The following is a 17029-nucleotide window of genomic DNA, read 5'->3' as shown; positions in this document are numbered from 1 at the left end:
GGGACCTCCTCTGCCCCGCGCCGCACCGGCGACCGCTTCCACCTCCCCGATGAAAGGGCACGCAGCATGGATGTTCTCCTGAACAACCTCGACGTGTTCGTCCCCGCGTTCGGCAACACCCTGCTGCTGTTCGTCGTGTCGCTCGTCTTCGCCCTCCTCCTCGGCACCGTGGTCGGAGCGATGCGCGTCTCGCCCGTCCCGATCGCGCGAGCGGTCGGCACCGTCTACGTCAACACCATCCGGAACACGCCGCTGACGCTGCTGATGTTCTTCTTCGCCTTCGGCTACCCCAAGCTCGACCTGCCGGACGTCGAGTACACGAACCTCGCGATCGCCGCCCTGAGCATCTACACCGCGACCTACGTCGCCGAGGTGCTCCGCTCCGGGATCAACACGGTGCCGATCGGCCAGGCCGAGGCGGCTCGAGCGATCGGCCTCGACTTCGGGCTCACGATGACCCAGGTGGTGCTGCCGCAGGCGTTCCGCTCGGTCATCCCGCCGCTGATGAGCGTGCTGATCGCCCTCCTCAAGAACACCACGGTCGCCGCCGGCTTCTCGGTCGCCGAGGCGGGCACGATCGTCCGCGTGCTCAACGAGCGCGGCGAGAACAGCCTCATCGTCGTGCTCTGGGTCGCCCTGGTCTTCGTGGTCCTCGTCACCGCGCTCTCCCTCCTCCAACGTCAGCTCGAGAAGAAGTGGAGGGTCGCCCGATGAGCTCCGTCCTCTTCGACAACCCCGGACCCCGCGCGGTCGCCCGCAACCGCGTCATCGGCGCCGTCGTCGTCCTCGTCCTCGTGGCGCTGCTGGCCTTCGTGCTCTGGCGCTTCGCCGAGTCCGGCCAGTTCTCGCCGGCCAAGTGGCGGGCGTTCGGCTACCCGCTGGTCTGGCAGAGCATCGGCGCCGCTCTCGGGCAGACGCTCGCCGCCTTCGCCACCGCCGGCGTCGCGAGCATCGTGCTCGGCCTGCTGCTGGCGATCGGCCGCCTCTCCGACCGCCGCTGGATCAACATCCCGGTCACGCTCTTCATCGAGCTGTTCCGCGCCATCCCGGTCCTCATCCTGATGATGCTGATGTACTACGGGCTCCCGTTCGTCGGGCTCAAGCTCACGCCGTACCTCGCCGTGGTCATCGCGCTCACGCTCTACAACGGCTCCGTCTTCTCCGAGATCTTCCGCGCCGGCATCGAGGCCCTCCCGCGCGGCCAGAAGGAGGCGGGCTACGCGATCGGCCTGCGCAAGGCGGGCGTCATGCGGCTCATCCTCTTCCCGCAGGCGATCCGGTCGATGCTGCCCGTGATCATCGCCCAGCTCGTCGTCGCCCTCAAGGACACGGCGCTCGGCTCGATCATCACCTACAACGAGCTGCTCTACTACGCCCGCTACCTCGGCAACCAGCCGAGCCTGGACAGCCCGATCATCCCCGCCGCCATCGTCGTCGGCGCGATCTACATCGGCATCTGCCTGATCCTCTCCGGCATCGCCAAGTGGGTCGAGATCCGCACCAAGACCGGCGGCCGCAAGGGCACCGGCCACCCGGCGGTCCGCGCGACGACCGACACGGCACTGATCGCCGCCCAGGACTGAACCCGATGGTGGGGATCGCCTGCGGCGATCCCCACCGCGGTCGGCCACCGAGGCGGTCGTGTCCCCGAGAGCGTCCTGCGAGCGCCTAGCGCGAATCGCTGGCACGCGATTCACGCGTTCGCCTCGAGGGCGGTCGGCGATCTGCAGGATTCCCATTCGATATCCATGCACATGCTGGTCGAGTAGCCCCGGAGGGGCGTATCGAGACCCACCGCTGCGCGAGGAGGACTGGTGGCCGCCCGTCCTTGTCGAGGATCTCCGAGGAAAGATCACTTAGTCCGCATGGGTAAAGCCATGCTGATCGAGTAGCCCGCGGAGCGGGCGTATCGAGATCCACCATCGTCAAAAGACGAGTCTGCAGACCCCCCCATGCTGGCAACGGCGGGTCTCGATACGCCCCTGCGGGGCTACTCGACCAACATGACGCGGCGCAGTTGCGTCCTTTCCCTCACCACCGGAAGGCGAAGCGGCTTCCCCGCTCGATACGCCGGCTGCGCCGGCTACTCGATCAGCATGACTCGGCCGGATCGGCGATCGGCCATCGCGTCCGCCCGCCGCGGCGAGCGGGCCGCGCGGGGCATCCCTACACTGGGGGATCGTGTCTGACAGCAACCCGATCACCGACGAGGCCGTCTCGGCGGCGACCGCGGAGGCGCTCACCGCGATCCGCGCGGCCGCCGATTCCGCCGCACTGAAGGCGGCTCGCACCGCCCACCTCGGCGAGGGCTCGGCCCTCGCCCGACTGAACGCGCTGATGCGCTCCGTGCCGCCGGAGTTCAAGGCGGCGTCCGGCAAGCTCGTGGGCGGCGCCCGCAAGCAGGTCGGCGACGCGTACGCCGAGCGCGAGGCGGAGCTGGTCGAGGCCGAGCAGGCCGCGGCACTCGATGCCGAGCGCGTCGACGTCACCGCCGGCGCGAGCTTCGTGCGCCAGGGCGCCCGCCACCCGCTCTCGCTCCTCCAGGAGTCGATCGCCGACGTCTTCGTCGGCATGGGCTGGGAGATCGCGGAGGGGCCGGAGCTCGAGAACGAGTGGTTCAACTTCGACGCGCTGAACTTCGACGAGGACCACCCGGCCCGCGCGATGCAGGACACCTTCTTCGTCGACCCGGTCGAGTCGCACCTCGTCCTGCGCACTCACACCTCGCCGGTGCAGATCCGCTCGATGCTCGAGCGCACCCCGCCGATCTACGTGATCGCGCCCGGCCGCGTCTACCGCACCGACGAGCTCGACGCCACGCACACCCCCGTCTTCACGCAGTTCGAGGGCCTCGCCGTCGACCGCGGCCTGACGATGGCGCACCTGCGCGGCACCCTCGAGCACGTCGCCCGCCTCCTGTTCGGCGACGAGGCGAAGATCCGCCTGCGCCCCAACTACTTCCCCTTCACCGAGCCGAGCGCCGAGCTCGACATCTGGCACCCCACCTTCGTCGGCGGTGCCCGCTGGATCGAGTGGGGCGGCTGCGGGATGGTGAACCCGAACGTCCTGCGCTCGGTCGGCATCGACCCGGACGAGTACTCCGGCTTCGCCTTCGGGATGGGGATCGAGCGGACCCTGATGTTCCGCAACGACGTGAAGGACATGCGCGACATGGTCGAGGGCGACGTCCGCTTCAGCAAGCAGTACGGGATGGTGATCTGATGCGCATCCCGCTGAGCTGGCTGGGCGAGTACGTCGACCTCGAGCAGGGCGTCACGACCGAGGCCGTGCACGCGGCCCTGGTGTCGGTCGGCCTGGAGGAGGAGGACGTCCACCGCTTCGAGGTCTCCGGCCCCGTCGTGGTGGGCGAGGTCCTCGACCTCGTGCCCGAGCCGCAGAAGAACGGCAAGACCATCAACTGGTGCACCGTCCGCGTCGCGCCCGAGGGGGAGCGCGCGGCCGACGGCGGCGACGACGTCCGCGGCATCGTCTGCGGCGCGCACAACTTCGCCGCCGGTGACAAGGTCGTGGTCTCGCTGCCCGGCGCCGTGCTGCCCGGCCCGTTCCCGATCTCGGCGCGGAAGACCTACGGTCACGTGTCCGACGGGATGATCGCGTCCACCCGCGAGCTCGGCCTCGGCGACGACCACGAGGGCATCCTCCGGCTGGCGAGCCTCGGCATCGACCCCGAGGTCGGCACCGACGCGATCGCGCTGCTCGGGCTGGACGACGCCGCCGTCGAGGTCAACGTGACCCCGGACCGCGGCTACGCCTTCTCGATCCGAGGCATCGCCCGCGAGTACGCCCACGCGACCGGCGCCGACTTCCGCGACCCCGCGCTGGCGATCACCGCGCCCGAGCGGCTCGACTCCGCCCCCGTCTTCCCCGTCGCGGTCGAGGACGAGGCGCCGATCCGCGGTCGCGTCGGCTCGTCCGTCTTCGTGACCCGCGTGGTGCGCGGCATCGACCCGTCGCTGCCGACCCCGCCGTGGATGATCGCGCGCCTGCGCCTGGCCGGCGTGCGCTCGATCTCGCTGGTCGTCGACATCACCAACTACGTCATGTTCGAGCTCGGGCAGCCGCTGCACGGCTACGACCTCGAGCGCCTGGAGGGCGGCATCGTCGTCCGCCGCGCTCGCGCCGGCGAGACGCTCGAGACGCTCGACGGCCAGACCCGCCGCCTGCACCACGAGGACCTGCTGATCACCGACGACGGCGGGCCGATCGGGCTCGCCGGCGTGATGGGCGGTGCCCGCACCGAGATCACGGACACGACCGCCGACGTCCTGATCGAGGCCGCGAACTTCGATCCGGTCTCGATCGCCCGCACGGCCCGCCGGCACAAGCTGCCGAGCGAGGCCTCGCGACGCTTCGAGCGCGGCGTCGACCCGCTGGTCGCGCCGGTCGCCGCCGCGCGCGCGGTGCAGCTGCTGGTCGAGCTCGCGGGCGGCACCGCCGACGAGCTCGGCTCGGTGCTCGCCGATTCCGACACGGCGTCGGCGATCGAGCTCCCCGACGGCTACATCTCCGGCCTGATCGGCCTCGAGTACACGCCCGAGGAGATCCGCGGCGCCCTCGTCGAGATCGGCGCGAGCGTCGAGGCCGGGGGAGCGGGCCTGCTCGTCACCCCGCCGAGCTGGCGGCCCGACCTGACCGACCGCTCGACCCTCGCGGAGGAGGTCGCCCGGATCACCGGCTACGACCGCATCCCGTCGATCCTCCCCGTCGCGCCTCCCGGTCACGGCCTCACGCCCGGTCAGCGCCTGCGCCGCACGGTCGCGCAGTCGCTGGCGGCCGCCGGGCTCACCGAGGTGCTGTCCTACCCGTTCCTCTCCCGATCGATGAACGACCGCTTCGGCTCCGTCGACGGCGAGCCGGTGCAGCAGGTCTCGCTGGCGAACCCGCTGGACGCGACGGCGGGACAGCTGCGGCTCTCCCTCCTCCCCGGACTCGTGCAGGTCGCGGCCCGCAACCGCTCGCGCGGTCTCGTCGACCTGGCCGTCTACGAGATGGGCTCGGTCTTCCTGCCGCAGAGCGGCGCTCCGTTCGGCTCCGAGGGGCTGCCCCTCGCCGGCGCGCGTCCGTCCGCGGAGATCGAGGCGGCGCTGAACGCGGGGATCCCGCGGCAGCCGCTGCACGTGGCCGCGCTGCTGACGGGCTCGGCGCTCGAGCGTCAGCCGGGAGTGGCCGCGCGCGACTTCGACTGGCGCGACGCGCTCGACGTCGTGCGCGACGTCGCGGCCGCCTCAGGCGTGCAGCTGGAGATCCGCCAGGGCTCGCACGCCGCCCTGCACCCGGGCCGCACGGCCGAGGTGCTGCTGGACGGCGCCGTGGTCGGCCACGCCGGCGAGCTGCTCCCGTCGCTCGCCGACGACCTCGACCTGCCGCACCGCGTGGCGGTGGTCGAGCTCGACCTCGATCCGCTGATCGCCCGCGCCGGCCGCCTCGTGGTGGCGCGCCCGGTCGGGGCGCTGCCCGCCGCGACGCAGGACCTCTCGCTGGTCGTGCCCGTCGCCGTGCCGGCCGCCGACCTGCAGGCCGCCGTCGCCGAGGGCGCCGGCGAGCTGCTCGAGGCGATCCGCCTGGTCGACGACTACCGCGGTGCGGGCGTCCCCGAGGGCTCGAAGTCGCTGACCTTCGCGCTGCGCTTCCGTGCCGCCGACCGGACGCTCACCGCCGCCGAGGCCAGCGCGGCGAAGGAGAGCGGCACCGCGCTCGCCGCCGAGCGCTTCGGCGCGACCCCGCGCGAGTGAGCGGGCGGCCGCCGGCTCCGGTCGGCGGCCGCCCGCGGCCACCGGGCCAGGGCGGGTCCCGCCAGCGACTAGGCTCTCGGGCATGACTTTTTCCGTGGCGGTGGCCGGAGCGAGCGGGTACGCGGGCGGCGAGCTGCTCCGCCTGCTCGCCGATCACCCCGAGTTCGAGGTGCGCACGGTCACGGCGCACTCGAACGCCGGCCAGCCCCTCGCCGCGGTGCAGCCGCACCTGCGCTCGCTGCGCCACCTCGAGCTCGTCGACACGACGACCGAGAACCTGGCGGGCCACGACGTCGTCTTCCTCGCGCTGCCGCACGGCAGGTCCGGCGAGATCACGGCGACGCTCCCCGACGACGTGCTCGTCGTCGACTGCGGCGCCGACCACCGGCTGACGGCCGAGCAGGACTGGGCCGACTACTACGGTGGCGAGTTCGCGGGCGCCTGGCCCTACGGCCTGCCCGAGCTGATGCTGCCCGGCACCGGCCGGCAGCGCGACGTGCTGGCGGGGGTCCGCCGCATCGCGGTGCCCGGCTGCAACGTCACCGCGATCACGCTCGGCCTCGCGCCGGGGCTGCACGCCGGCGTGATCGAGGCCGCCGACCTGGTCTCGGTCCTCGCCGTCGGCCCGTCCGGGGCGGGCAAGAGCCTGCGGACCGATCTGCTCGCGAGCGAGCTGCTCGGCTCGGCGCACGCGTACGGCATCGGCGGCGGGCACCGGCACAACCCGGAGATCCGGCAGAACCTCGCGCTCGCCGGTGCCGGTCCGGTCTCGATCTCGTTCACCCCGATCCTGGTGCCGATGTCGCGCGGCATCCTCGCGACCTCGACCGCTCGGCTCGCGCCGGGAGTGTCCGCGCAGGATGTGCGGGCTGCGTGGGAGTCGGCCTACGCCGACGAGCCCTTCGTGCAGCTGCTGCCGGAGGGGACCTTCCCGCGCACGGCGGACACCGTCGGCGCGAACACGGCGCTGATCGGGGTCGCCGTGGACGAGCGCGCCCGCCGCGTCGTGGTGGTCACCGCGCTCGACAACCTGGTCAAGGGCACCGCCGGTGCCGCGATCCAGTCGACCAACATCGCCCTCGGTCTCCCGGAGACCCTCGGCCTGAGCACGAACGGAGTCGCGCCGTGAGCATCACCGCCGCAGCAGGATTCGCCGCGGCCGGCGTCGTCGCCGGTCTCAAGTCGACCGGCGCCCGCGACCTCGCCCTCGTGCACAACCTCGGCCCGCTGCAGAACGCCGCGACGGTCTTCACCAGCAACCGCTGCAAGGCGAACCCGGTGCTCTGGAGCGAGCAGGTCATGCGCGACGGCGTCGTCTCGGCGATCGTCCTCAACTCCGGCGGCGCCAACTGCTACACCGGCGCCGCGGGCTTCCAGGTCACCCACGCGACGGCCGAGGCCGTCGGCGGGAGCCTGGGCGTCTCGGCCGGCGACGTGCTCGTCTGCTCCACCGGTCTCATCGGCGATCAGCTCGACCTCGGCAAGCTGACGGCCGGGGTGACCGAGGCCTCGGCGGCTCTCCCGGGCGCGACCGGCCCGGAGGCGGGCGAGGACGCGGCCCGCGCGATCATGACGACCGACACCGTGCCCAAGCAGGCGACCGTCCGCTCCGAGCAGGGCTGGACCGTCGGCGGCATGGCCAAGGGCGCGGGGATGCTCGCACCCGGGCTCGCGACGATGCTCGTCGTGATCACCACCGACGCGGTCCTCGACTCCTCCGAGCTCGACACCGCGCTGCGGGCGGCGACCCGGGTCACCTTCGACCGCCTCGACTCGGACGGCTGCATGTCGACGAACGACACCGTGGCGCTGCTGGCGAGCGGCGCGAGCGGGGTGCGCCCCGAGGCGGCCGACTTCACCGCCGCGCTCACCGAGGTCTGCCGCGATCTCACACTCCAGCTCCAGGCCGACGCCGAGGGCGCCGCGCACGACGTCGCTATCCGGGTGCTGAACGCCGCGACCGAGGACGAGGCCGTCGTCGTCGCCCGCGCGGTCTCGCGGAGCAACCTCTTCAAGGCCGCGATCTTCGGCAACGACCCCAACTGGGGCCGGGTGCTGGCCGCGGTCGGCACCACCGATGCGCAGTTCGACCCCTACGGCATCGACGTGGCGATGAACGGCGTGCAGGTCTGCCGGGCCGGCGAGCCCGACGCGAGCCGCGACCTGGTCGACCTCGCCCCGCGCAAGGTCTCGGTCGACATCGATCTGCACGCCGGCGACGCCACGGCGACGATCTGGACCAACGACCTCACCCACGACTACGTCCACGAGAACTCGGCGTACTCCAGCTGATGGCCGACAAGAATCCGAGGGCCTCCGAGAACCCGGTGAGCACCGGGGACCCCACCGACGCCGAGACGCTCGCGCTGCGCGATGCCGTGGCCGTCAAGGCCGGCACCCTGATCGAGTCGCTGCCCTGGCTGCAGCGGTTCCACGGCAGGACGATGGTGATCAAGTTCGGCGGCAACGCCATGGTGTCGGAGGAGCTCCAGCGCGCCTTCGCGCAGGACATCGTCTACCTGCACTACGCGGGCATCCGCCCCGTCGTCGTGCACGGCGGCGGTCCGCAGATCTCCGCGATGCTCGACCGCCTCGGCATCGCCAGCGAGTTCCGCGGCGGCTACCGGGTGACCAGCCCCGAGGCGATGGCGGTCGTGCGGATGGTGCTCACCGGCAGCATCAGCCGCGACATCGTCCGGCGGATCAACGAGTACGGGCCGCTGGCCGCCGGCATCTCCGGCGAGGACGCCGGCCTCTTCGTCGGCCGCCGGCGCGGCGTGGTCCTGGACGGGGTCGAGCACGACCTCGGCCTGGTCGGCGACGTGATCTCCGTGGACCCCGCGGCCGTCCTCGCCCAGCTCGACGCCGGCCGCATCCCGGTCGTCTCCTCGATCGCGCCCGACTCCGACGACCCGACGCAGTCGCTCAACGTCAACGCCGACGCCGCCGCGGCCGCGCTCGCCGTCGCCGTCGGCGCGGAGAAGCTCGTGATCCTCACCGACGTCCCCGGTCTCTACGCCGACTGGCCCGACCGCGACTCGCTCGTCTCGCACATCGCGTCCGACGAGCTCGCGGCGCTGCTGCCGTCGCTCGAGTCGGGGATGATCCCCAAGATGACGGCCTGCCTCGACGCGGTCCGCGGCGGCGTGCCGAAGGCCGCGATCATCGACGGCCGCGTCCCGCACTCGATGCTGCTCGAGGTCTTCACCTCCGAGGGCGTCGGCACCGAGGTCGTCGCCTCGGCCGACCCCCGCGACCGGGAGCGAACGTCGGGCCGCTGACCACCAGCGGCCCCGGCTCCGAGCGCCGCCCCGACGGGGTGCGCGCACCGACGGCCCTCCCGGCCGGTCCGCTTCTGCTCGAAAGGCTCGACATGTCCACCGATACCGCTCCCGGCGTCCCCGCTCCCGAGGTCCCCGCCTCCGATCCCGCATCCGTCTCCGCCCGCACCGCGGAGGCCCGCGACCGCTACGCCGCCGCGATGATGCAGACCTTCGCCGCTCCGCTCGCCGTCCTCGAGCGCGGCGAGGGCTGCCGGGTCTGGGACGTCGACGGCCGCGAGTACCTCGACTTCCTCGGCGGGATCGCGGTGAACTCGCTCGGCCATGCGCACCCGGTCTTCGTCGAGGCCGTGAGCCGCCAGGCCGGCGCGCTCGCGCACGTCTCCAACTACTTCGCCACCGCTCCGCAGATCCGGCTGGCCGAGAAGCTCCGCGAGCTCACCGGCGCGGGCGAGGCGGGCCGCGTCTACTTCGCGAACTCCGGCACCGAGGCGAACGAGGCGGCCTTCAAGCTCGCCCGCCTGCACGCGGCCGGCGGCCGGCATCGGATCCTGGCGCTGCAGAACGCCTTCCACGGTCGCACGATGGGCGCTCTCGCGATGACCGGCAAGGCCGCGATGCGCGCGCCGTTCGAGCCGATGCCCGGTGGAGTGGAGCACATCGAGGCGACGGTCGAGGCCCTCGAGGCCGCGATCGACGAGTCGGTCGCCGCGCTGATCGTCGAGCCGATCCAGGGTGAGGCGGGCGTGATCCCGCTGCCGGACGGCTTCCTCAAGCGGGCGCGGGAGCTGACCCGGGAGCGGGGCGCCCTGCTGATCGTCGACGAGATCCAGACCGGCATCGGCCGCACCGGCAGCTGGTTCGCCTACCAGCGGGCCGGCATCCTCCCCGACGCGATCACCCTCGCCAAGGGACTCGGCGGCGGCTTCCCCGTCGGAGCCCTGGTCACCTTCGGCGCGGCCTCCGAGCTGCTGCAGAAGGGCCACCACGGCAGCACCTTCGGCGGCAACCCGCTCGCGACCGCGGTCGCCGGCGCGGTGATCGGCGAGATCGAGCGCGCCGACCTGCTCCGGAACGCCCGGGAGCGCGGGGCGCAGCTGACCGCGGGTGTGCTCGGCCTCGGCTCACCGCTGATCGCGGGCGTGCGTGGCGCCGGTCTCCTGCTCGGCATCGCGCTCAGCGAGCCCGTCGCCGCCCGGCTCGCCGCGGCCGCCATGGCGGAGGGACTCATCGTCAACGCGCCGAACGAGTCCAGCATCCGGATCGCTCCGCCCCTCATCATCACCGCCGCCGACGTCGACGAGTTCGTCGCCCGCTTCGGCCGCGCGGCGCAGGCGCTCGACGCCTGAACGACCCGACCTCCTTCCCCGATCGAAAGCGAACCGCAGCCGTGACCCGCCACTTCCTCCGCGACGACGACATCACCCCCGCCGAGCAGGCCGAGATCCTCGATCTCGCCCTGGAGCTCAAGCGCGACCGCTTCTCGCGGACGCCGCTCGCCGGCCCGCAGACCGTCGCGGTCATCTTCGACAAGTCCTCCACCCGCACCCGGGTGTCCTTCGCCGTCGGCATCGCCGATCTCGGCGGCAGCCCGCTGATCATCTCGACGGCGAGCAGCCAGCTCGGCGGCAAGGAGACCGCCTCCGACACCGCGCGCGTGCTCGAGCGCCAGGTCGCGGCCATCGTCTGGCGCACCTACGCGCAGTCCGGGCTGGAGGAGATGGCGGCGGGCACCCGCGTCCCCGTCGTCAACGCGCTCTCGGACGAGTTCCACCCGTGCCAGCTGCTCGCCGACCTGCTGACGATCCGCGAGCACCGCGGCCGCCTCGCCGGCCTCACGCTGACCTTCTTCGGCGACGGCGCGAGCAACATGGCGCACTCCTACCTGCTGGCCGGCGCGACGGCGGGGATGCACGTCCGGATCGTCTCGCCCGCGGACTACGCTCCTGCTCCGGCCGTGCTCGCGGACGCCCAGCGCATCGCGGCCACCACCGGCGGCTCGGCCACCACCACGACCGACCCGGCCGCGGGCGCCGCCTGCTCGGACATCGTGATCACCGACACCTGGGTGTCGATGGGCAAGGAGGAGGAGAAGGCCGCGCGGGTCGCCACCTTCCGCGACTACCGCGTCGACTCGGACACGATGGCGGCCGCCGCGTCCGACGCGCTGTTCCTGCACTGCCTCCCGGCCGACCGCGGCTACGAGGTGACCGCCGACGTGATCGACGGCCCGCAGAGCGTGATCTGGGACGAGGCGGAGAACCGCCTGCACGCCCAGAAGGCCCTGCTGGTCTGGCTCCTCGAGCGCGCCGGCACGCCCGACGCCGCTCAGTAGACTCGACAGCCGACCCCGAGGAGAACCATGACGGAACGACCCTCCGCCCGCGCGGGCGAGGCCGGCGCGCTCTGGGGAGGCCGGTTCGCCGGCGGCCCGTCGCCCGAGCTGGCCGCGCTCTCGAAGTCGACGCACTTCGACTGGCAGCTCGCCGAGTACGACATCGCCGGCTCCCGTGCGCACGCCCGGGCCCTCGCGACCGCCGGCTACCTCGACGACGTCGAGCTGACCGGGATGCTGGACGCGCTCGAGCGCCTGCGCTCGGCGGTGGTCGAGGGCCGCTTCACCGCGGACGACGCCGACGAGGACGTGCACGGCGCACTCGAGCGCGGCCTGATGCTCGAGGCGGGCCCGGAGCTCGGCGGCAAGCTGCGCGCCGGGCGCTCGCGCAACGACCAGATCGCGACGTTCGTGCGGATGTACCTCCGCGACCACGCCGCCGTCATCGCCGAGCTGGTGGTGCAGCTGATCGACGCGATCGCCGCGCAGGCCTCTGCGCACCCCGCAGCGATCATGCCGGGCCGCACGCATCTGCAGCACGCGCAGCCGGTGCTGCTCGCGCACCACCTCCTCGCGCACGCCTGGGCGCTGCTGCGCGACCTCGAGCGGCTGCGCGACTGGGCGGTCCGCGCCGACGTGTCGCCGTACGGCTCCGGTGCCCTCGCCGGCTCGACCCTCGGGCTCGACGCCGGGGCGGTCGCCCGCGAGCTCGGCTTCGCCGCTAGCGTGCCCAACTCGATCGACGGCACCGCGAGCCGCGATCTCGTCGCCGAGTTCGCCTTCGTCAGCGCGATGATCGGCATCGACGTCTCGCGGATCGCGGAGGAGATCATCCTCTGGAACACGCGCGAGTTCGCCTTCGTCACCCTCGACGACGGCTACTCGACCGGGTCGTCGATCATGCCGCAGAAGAAGAACCCCGACATCGCCGAGCTCGCGCGCGGCAAGGCGGGTCGGCTGCTCGGCAACCTGACGGGCCTGCTCGCGACGCTGAAGGCGCTCCCGCTCGCGTACAACCGCGACCTGCAGGAGGACAAGGAGCCGGTCTTCGACTCGGTGACGACGCTCGAGGTGCTCCTCCCCGCGTTCAGCGGGATGATCGCCACGCTGACCTTCCACACCGAGCGGATGGCCGAGCTCGCCCCGCAGGGCTTCTCGCTCGCGACCGACGTCGCGGAATGGCTGGTCAAGAAGCACGTGCCGTTCCGCGACGCGCACGAGATCACCGGCGAGCTGGTCAAGCTCGCCGAGACCCGGGGCCTCGGTCTCGAGGACCTCGACGACGAGGCGCTGCGCTCGGTGTCGCCCCTGCTGACCCCCGACGTCCGCTCGGTGCTCAGCATCGAGGGCTCGGTCGCCAGCCGCGACGGGGTCGGCGGCACCGCACCCGACCGGGTGGCGGAGCAGCTCGCGCAGCTGACCGAGCGCGTACGCGTCGTCCGGTCCGCCCTCCGCGGGGACGCGTCGTGACCCTCCAGGGCCCGCCCGGCGACGACGGCCGTCCGCCGCTGCCGCCGTGGCAGCAGCGGACCCTCGTCGTCGTCGCGGGTGTCGTGATCATCGCGGTCATCATCGTCACCGTGGTCTCGGGCCAGAGCTTCTTCTAGGGATGCCGGAGCCGCTCGACCTGTCGCGCTCGGCTCTCGAGGTCGCTCCCGATCTGCTCGGAGCGGTGCTGCTGCACCGCACCGGCGAGGGCGTCGTCGGCGTCCGGCTGACCGAGGTCGAGGCGTACCTCGGACTCGGCGAGGACCCGGGTTCGCACGCGCACCGGCGCCGGTCGCCGCGGAATGCGCCGATGTTCGGGGAGCCGGGCACGGTCTACGCGTACTTCAGCTACGGCATGCACACCTGCGTCAACCTGGTCTGCTCGCCGGCCGGCACGGCGTCCGCGGTGCTGCTGCGTGCCGGCGAGGTGGTCGTGGGGGGAGGAGCTGGCCCTGCAGCGCCGGGGTCCGGTGCGCTCCCGCGACGTCGCCCGCGGTCCGGCGCGGCTCGCCAAGGCGCTGGGGGTGACCCTCGCGGAGTCGGGCGATCCGATGGCTCTCTCCTTCGAGCTGCTGCCGCGCGAGTCGCCGGTGCCGATCGAGTCGTCCGCCCGGACCGGGGTCTCCGGCGAGGGCGGCGACGCCGCCTTCCCCTGGCGGTTCTCGATCCCCGGAGATCCATCGGTCTCGCCCTACCGGCGGGCGGTGGCCCGGCGTCGCCCGGACGCCGGCGGCGGTCAGCCCGCCAGGTAGAGCCGCGCGAGGATCCCGAGCGCCGCGGACCAGGCGAGGCTGGCGAGCGTGCCGATGATGAAGCGCTCGCGTGCCTCGGGGGACGCCAGCTCGCTGAAGCGGCCGACGCCCTTGACGGCGACGATCACGGCGACGCCCTCCGGCAGACCGCTGAGCAGGGCGCCCGCGGTGGCGATCCGCTCGAGCACGCCGATGGTGGTGCCGCCGCGCAGCACCTCGATCGGCTGGCCGATCGCCGACGGAGCGACCCCGGGGGTCCCCGGACGCTGAGCGGCCGCGATCATGATGCCCCCGTGCGCACCGCTGCGGGAGTCGGTGGTCGCCAGATCGAGGGTGAGCAGGACCACCGGCCCGCCGCCGAGGACCGCGAGTGCGAAGGCGAGCACCACGACGGCGAGAGCGAGCGCCGGGGGAGCGGAGGCGCCGGCCACGCCGGTCAGCAGGAAGGCGGCGGCCGCGGCGCCGATGCTGATCCAGCCGAGCGAGGGGCGGCGCAGGCGCACCGCGAGGACGGCGCCCGCGACTCCGGCGAGGAGCACCAGGAGCACTCCGGTCCAGGAGGCGGACTGCGCGGCGACGGCGAAGGTCTCGGGCAGTGCGGTGCGGAGTGCCGTCATCGGGGTGTCCTCTCGGAAGCGGAAGCGGAAGCGGAAGCGGAAGCGCTAGCGGAAACGGAAGCGGAAGCGGAAGCTGCGTCCGTCTCGATCGATCCGCGCTGCGACGGGTCGGTGCTCGCCGCCGCGTCGGGGTCGAGCGTACGGTCGACCACCGTCAGCAGCCGGGCGAGGGCGTCCCGTGCCGGTCCGTCGGCGCGCGCGCTCGCGGTCCGCACCCGGAGGCTGACCGCCTGGGGGGTGACGGCGAGACGCTCGGCCGCCTCCTTCTGCGTGAGCCCCGCGTCCAGGAGGTCGACGATCTCCCAGCCGGCCGGGGTCCGCGAGTCCCGGAGGTGGAGCAGCGGATCGAACAGAGCCTGGGCGTCGCCGACCGAGGGGAAGGCGTCGTCGGGGGAGCCGTGGCCGGACGGATCGGAGCCGGAGGCATCGGGGTCGAGGGAGAAGCGGGTCGCCCGTCCCTTCGCCGCCTCGACCGCGCGCCGCGCCGCGAAGTACGCCGCTCCGCGGGCGGCACGGGTGGTCCGGGGCAGCGGCCGCTCGATCGCGCCGATGCCGAGGCCGATGCTCCAGTGCCCGGAGCGGTGGAGCGCGAGGACCACGGACACGACGGCCTCGGCGCGGTCGAGCACGAACTGGAACTCGTCGCCCGCGGTGCGCTCGGGAGGGAGCACGAAGGACGACTCCTCCGAGTCGAGCAGAGCAGCGATCGCCTGCTCGACCCGGTCGTCGTCGTGACGACTGTCGCGCTGATCGGCGGTGATGACGAACACAATGACCTCCTCGATCAAGTATCACGGCTTGATGCCACGACATCAAGCTCTCGGACTTGATCCCACGCCGAGCGAGCCGCCGGCCTCGCGCTACCCTGGACGGGTGACCGATCAGGACTCCCGCGGATCCGCGACCACCCCGTCGCTCGATCCCTCGTTCGAGAACGTCTGGGACGAGCTCGTCTGGCGTGGCGCGATCCACGTGTCGACCGACGCGGCAGCACTGCGCGAACTCCTCGCCGGAGACCCGATCACCTACTACTGCGGCTTCGACCCGACCGCGCCGAGCCTGCACCTGGGCAACCTGGTGCAGCTGATCGTGCTCCGCCGGCTCCAGCTCGCCGGGCACCGTCCCCTCGGTCTCGTCGGCGGATCCACCGGGCTCATCGGGGACCCCCGGCCGACGGCCGAGCGGACGCTCAACTCCCGCGAGACGGTGGTCGAGTGGGTGTCCCGCCTGCAGGCGCAGGTGTCGCGGTTCCTCTCGACCGAGGGGGAGAACCCGCTGCGGCTGGTGAACAACCTGGACTGGACGGCGCCGCTGTCGGCGATCGACTTCCTCCGGGAGATCGGCAAGCACTTCCGGGTGGGCACGATGCTCAAGAAGGACGCGGTCAGCGCGCGCCTGAACTCCGACGCGGGGATCAGTTACACCGAGTTCAGCTACCAGATCCTGCAGGGGCTGGACTACCTCGAGCTCTACCGCCAGTACGGCTGCGTCCTGCAGACGGGTGGCAGCGATCAGTGGGGCAACCTCACCAGCGGGACCGATCTGATCCACCGGACGGAGGGGGTCTCGGTGCACGCCATCGGGACGCCGCTGGTGATGAACTCCGACGGGACGAAGTTCGGCAAGAGCGAGGGCAACGCCGTCTGGCTCGACCCGTCGCTCACCAGCCCGTACGCGTTCTACCAGTTCTGGCTCAACACCGACGACCGCGATGTGGCGGCCCGGCTGAAGACCTTCACCTACCTGCCGCGCACCGAGATCGAGCGGCTCGAGCAGGCGAGCGTCGAAGCACCGTTCAAGCGGGAGGCGCAGCGCGCGCTCGCGAGCGAGGTCACCACTCTCGTGCACGGGGAGGCGGTGACGGCCTCGGTGATCGCGGCCTCCTCGGCGCTCTTCGGTCGTGGGTCGCTGGAGGGCATCGACGCGGGGATCCTGCGGGGAGCACTCCAGGCGGTGACGACGGTCGAGGCGACCGCGGCGACTCCGGTGGTGCAGGCCTTCGTGGAGGCCGGACTCGTCGCGAGTCTCGGCGAGGCCCGCCGGGCGATCGGCCAGGGCGGTCTCTCGGTGAACAACACCGCGGTGTCGGACGACGCCGCCGTGCTCGGCGACCTCCCGCTGATCGACGGGATCGCGGTGCTGCGCCGAGGCAAGAAGAGCTTCGCCGGCGCCTTCGTCTCCTGACGCGGACCCGGTCCGCGCCGAGAGGAGCCCGGATCGCGACACGCCCGGGCGACGAGCGATTTGCAGGGCCGCGAAACCTCGACGTAATGTAACTCCTCGTCAGCCCAAAGGAGCGGACAGCGAGAGTCGGATGCAGAGCATCGTGACCCGCCGGCCCCCCTCAAGCGATGACCATCCCCTCGCTCTCAAGCCTGTTAGAGATTCGTCTCTTGATGGCGGCGGATCGCGAGCGTAAGATGCAAAGCCTCCGCGGGACCCAGGTCCTCGGCTTCGGTGCACGGCTTAGGCTGCGCACGATGACGGCGAGACGATCTCCGGATCCGACGCCAAGCATCACGAAGACGCCGACTTGACACGGCCTGCGGATGTGCTAAGTTAGTCGAGTTGCCACGGAGGCGATCGGGACTTCGGTTCTGATAAGCCTACCCGGTCTCGGCGACACGAACAAATCGAACGGCCCGCCTGAATCAGGCCGGCTCTCGGTACAACATCTTCGATCACTTCCGTTGTGAAGCACCTCTTGTGGTGTGGAGGCGGGATGTGTCCGATTCTTGAGAACTCAACAGCGTGCACTATGTTCAATGCCAAATTTATAACCCCGTCCGGGTCTTGTGATCCG

Annotated in this window: 14 protein-coding genes and 1 pseudogene; 13 read left to right on the top strand and 2 right to left on the bottom strand. The window is 72.2% G+C overall.

The window, feature by feature from the left end; genetic code table 11:
• The first annotated feature begins 66 nt into the window (after positions 1-66).
• The 12 genes and pseudogenes from EDF17_RS19215 (at position 67) to EDF17_RS19165 (ending at position 13609) form a co-directional block, all read left to right on the top strand.
• On the top strand, positions 67-714 hold the full coding sequence (locus EDF17_RS19215; protein WP_123444515.1) for an amino acid ABC transporter permease: 648 nt from the start codon (positions 67-69) through the stop codon (positions 712-714).
• Positions 711-1583, top strand: a complete 873-nt coding sequence (locus EDF17_RS19210; RefSeq protein WP_123444545.1) for an amino acid ABC transporter permease — start codon at positions 711-713, stop codon at positions 1581-1583. The genes EDF17_RS19215 and EDF17_RS19210 overlap by 4 nt, the downstream gene beginning before the upstream one ends.
• Positions 1584-2181: 598 nt before the next feature.
• Positions 2182-3222 (top strand): phenylalanine--tRNA ligase subunit alpha, encoded by a 1041-nt coding sequence (gene pheS, locus EDF17_RS19205; protein ID WP_123444514.1) that lies wholly within the window; start codon positions 2182-2184, stop codon positions 3220-3222.
• Positions 3222-5753: a phenylalanine--tRNA ligase subunit beta gene (gene pheT / locus EDF17_RS19200; RefSeq protein WP_123444513.1), complete on the top strand. Its 2532-nt coding sequence runs from the start codon at positions 3222-3224 to the stop codon at positions 5751-5753. Before pheS ends, pheT begins: the two co-directional genes overlap by 1 nt.
• Before the next feature lie 82 nt (positions 5754-5835).
• Positions 5836-6882 (top strand): N-acetyl-gamma-glutamyl-phosphate reductase, encoded by a 1047-nt coding sequence (gene argC / locus EDF17_RS19195; RefSeq protein WP_123444512.1) that lies wholly within the window; start codon positions 5836-5838, stop codon positions 6880-6882.
• Positions 6879-8045: a bifunctional glutamate N-acetyltransferase/amino-acid acetyltransferase ArgJ gene (argJ, locus tag EDF17_RS19190; RefSeq protein WP_123444511.1), complete on the top strand. Its 1167-nt coding sequence runs from the start codon at positions 6879-6881 to the stop codon at positions 8043-8045. The genes argC and argJ overlap by 4 nt, the downstream gene beginning before the upstream one ends.
• On the top strand, positions 8045-9034 hold the full coding sequence (gene argB, locus EDF17_RS19185; protein WP_123444510.1) for an acetylglutamate kinase: 990 nt from the start codon (positions 8045-8047) through the stop codon (positions 9032-9034). The genes argJ and argB overlap by 1 nt, the downstream gene beginning before the upstream one ends.
• A 92-nt stretch (positions 9035-9126) precedes the next feature.
• On the top strand, positions 9127-10383 hold the full coding sequence (locus EDF17_RS19180) for an acetylornithine transaminase (RefSeq protein ID WP_123444509.1): 1257 nt from the start codon (positions 9127-9129) through the stop codon (positions 10381-10383).
• Between the two features lie 41 nt (positions 10384-10424).
• Positions 10425-11369: an ornithine carbamoyltransferase gene (gene argF / locus EDF17_RS19175; RefSeq protein WP_123444508.1), complete on the top strand. Its 945-nt coding sequence runs from the start codon at positions 10425-10427 to the stop codon at positions 11367-11369.
• A 27-nt stretch (positions 11370-11396) separates the two neighbouring features.
• A complete protein-coding gene (gene argH, locus EDF17_RS19170; RefSeq protein WP_123444507.1) occupies positions 11397-12839 on the top strand; it encodes an argininosuccinate lyase in 1443 nt (480 codons plus the stop codon).
• The gene (locus tag EDF17_RS20065; RefSeq protein WP_159422422.1) at positions 12836-12976 is read left to right on the top strand and encodes a hypothetical protein; all 141 of its coding nucleotides are present in this window, start codon (positions 12836-12838) and stop codon (positions 12974-12976) included. The genes argH and EDF17_RS20065 overlap by 4 nt, the downstream gene beginning before the upstream one ends.
• Positions 12977-12978: 2 nt before the next feature.
• Positions 12979-13609, top strand: a pseudogene (locus EDF17_RS19165) (DNA-3-methyladenine glycosylase).
• Here the strand turns inward: EDF17_RS19165 and EDF17_RS19160 are convergent.
• Both EDF17_RS19160 and EDF17_RS20060 read right to left on the bottom strand, forming a co-directional pair.
• A complete protein-coding gene (locus tag EDF17_RS19160) occupies positions 13594-14226 on the bottom strand; it encodes a hypothetical protein (protein WP_123444506.1) in 633 nt (210 codons plus the stop codon). The pseudogene EDF17_RS19165 and the gene EDF17_RS19160 sit on opposite strands and share 16 nt — an antisense overlap.
• Positions 14223-14996: a DNA-binding protein gene (locus EDF17_RS20060; RefSeq protein ID WP_166649754.1), complete on the bottom strand. Its 774-nt coding sequence runs from the start codon at positions 14994-14996 to the stop codon at positions 14223-14225. The genes EDF17_RS19160 and EDF17_RS20060 overlap by 4 nt, the downstream gene beginning before the upstream one ends.
• Before the next feature lie 103 nt (positions 14997-15099).
• Here EDF17_RS20060 and tyrS point away from each other — a divergent pair, with 103 nt between their 5' ends.
• A complete protein-coding gene (tyrS, locus tag EDF17_RS19150) occupies positions 15100-16410 on the top strand; it encodes a tyrosine--tRNA ligase (protein WP_243732980.1) in 1311 nt (436 codons plus the stop codon).
• Positions 16411-17029 lie beyond the last annotated feature (619 nt).

Source organism: Rathayibacter sp. PhB1, from assembly GCF_004362935.1.
Lineage (GTDB): Bacteria > Actinomycetota > Actinomycetes > Actinomycetales > Microbacteriaceae > Rathayibacter > Rathayibacter festucae.
The sequence above is the reverse complement of the archived record's forward strand: the minus strand, read 5'-3'. Positions and strand labels throughout refer to the sequence as shown.

Bases quoted from the DNA above. Each gene is read 5' to 3' on its own strand.
- EDF17_RS19215 (WP_123444515.1), top strand. From the start codon at position 67: ATGGATGTTCTCCTGAACAACCTCGACGTGTTCGTCCCCGCGTTCGGC.
- EDF17_RS19210 (WP_123444545.1), top strand. From the start codon at position 711: ATGAGCTCCGTCCTCTTCGACAACCCCGGACCCCGCGCGGTCGCCCGC.
- pheT (WP_123444513.1), top strand. From the start codon at position 3,222: ATGCGCATCCCGCTGAGCTGGCTGGGCGAGTACGTCGACCTCGAGCAG.
- argC (WP_123444512.1), top strand. From the start codon at position 5,836: ATGACTTTTTCCGTGGCGGTGGCCGGAGCGAGCGGGTACGCGGGCGGC.
- argB (WP_123444510.1), top strand. From the start codon at position 8,045: ATGGCCGACAAGAATCCGAGGGCCTCCGAGAACCCGGTGAGCACCGGG.
- EDF17_RS19180 (WP_123444509.1), top strand. From the start codon at position 9,127: ATGTCCACCGATACCGCTCCCGGCGTCCCCGCTCCCGAGGTCCCCGCC.
- argH (WP_123444507.1), top strand. From the start codon at position 11,397: ATGACGGAACGACCCTCCGCCCGCGCGGGCGAGGCCGGCGCGCTCTGG.
- EDF17_RS19160 (WP_123444506.1), bottom strand. From the start codon at position 14,226: ATGACGGCACTCCGCACCGCACTGCCCGAGACCTTCGCCGTCGCCGCG.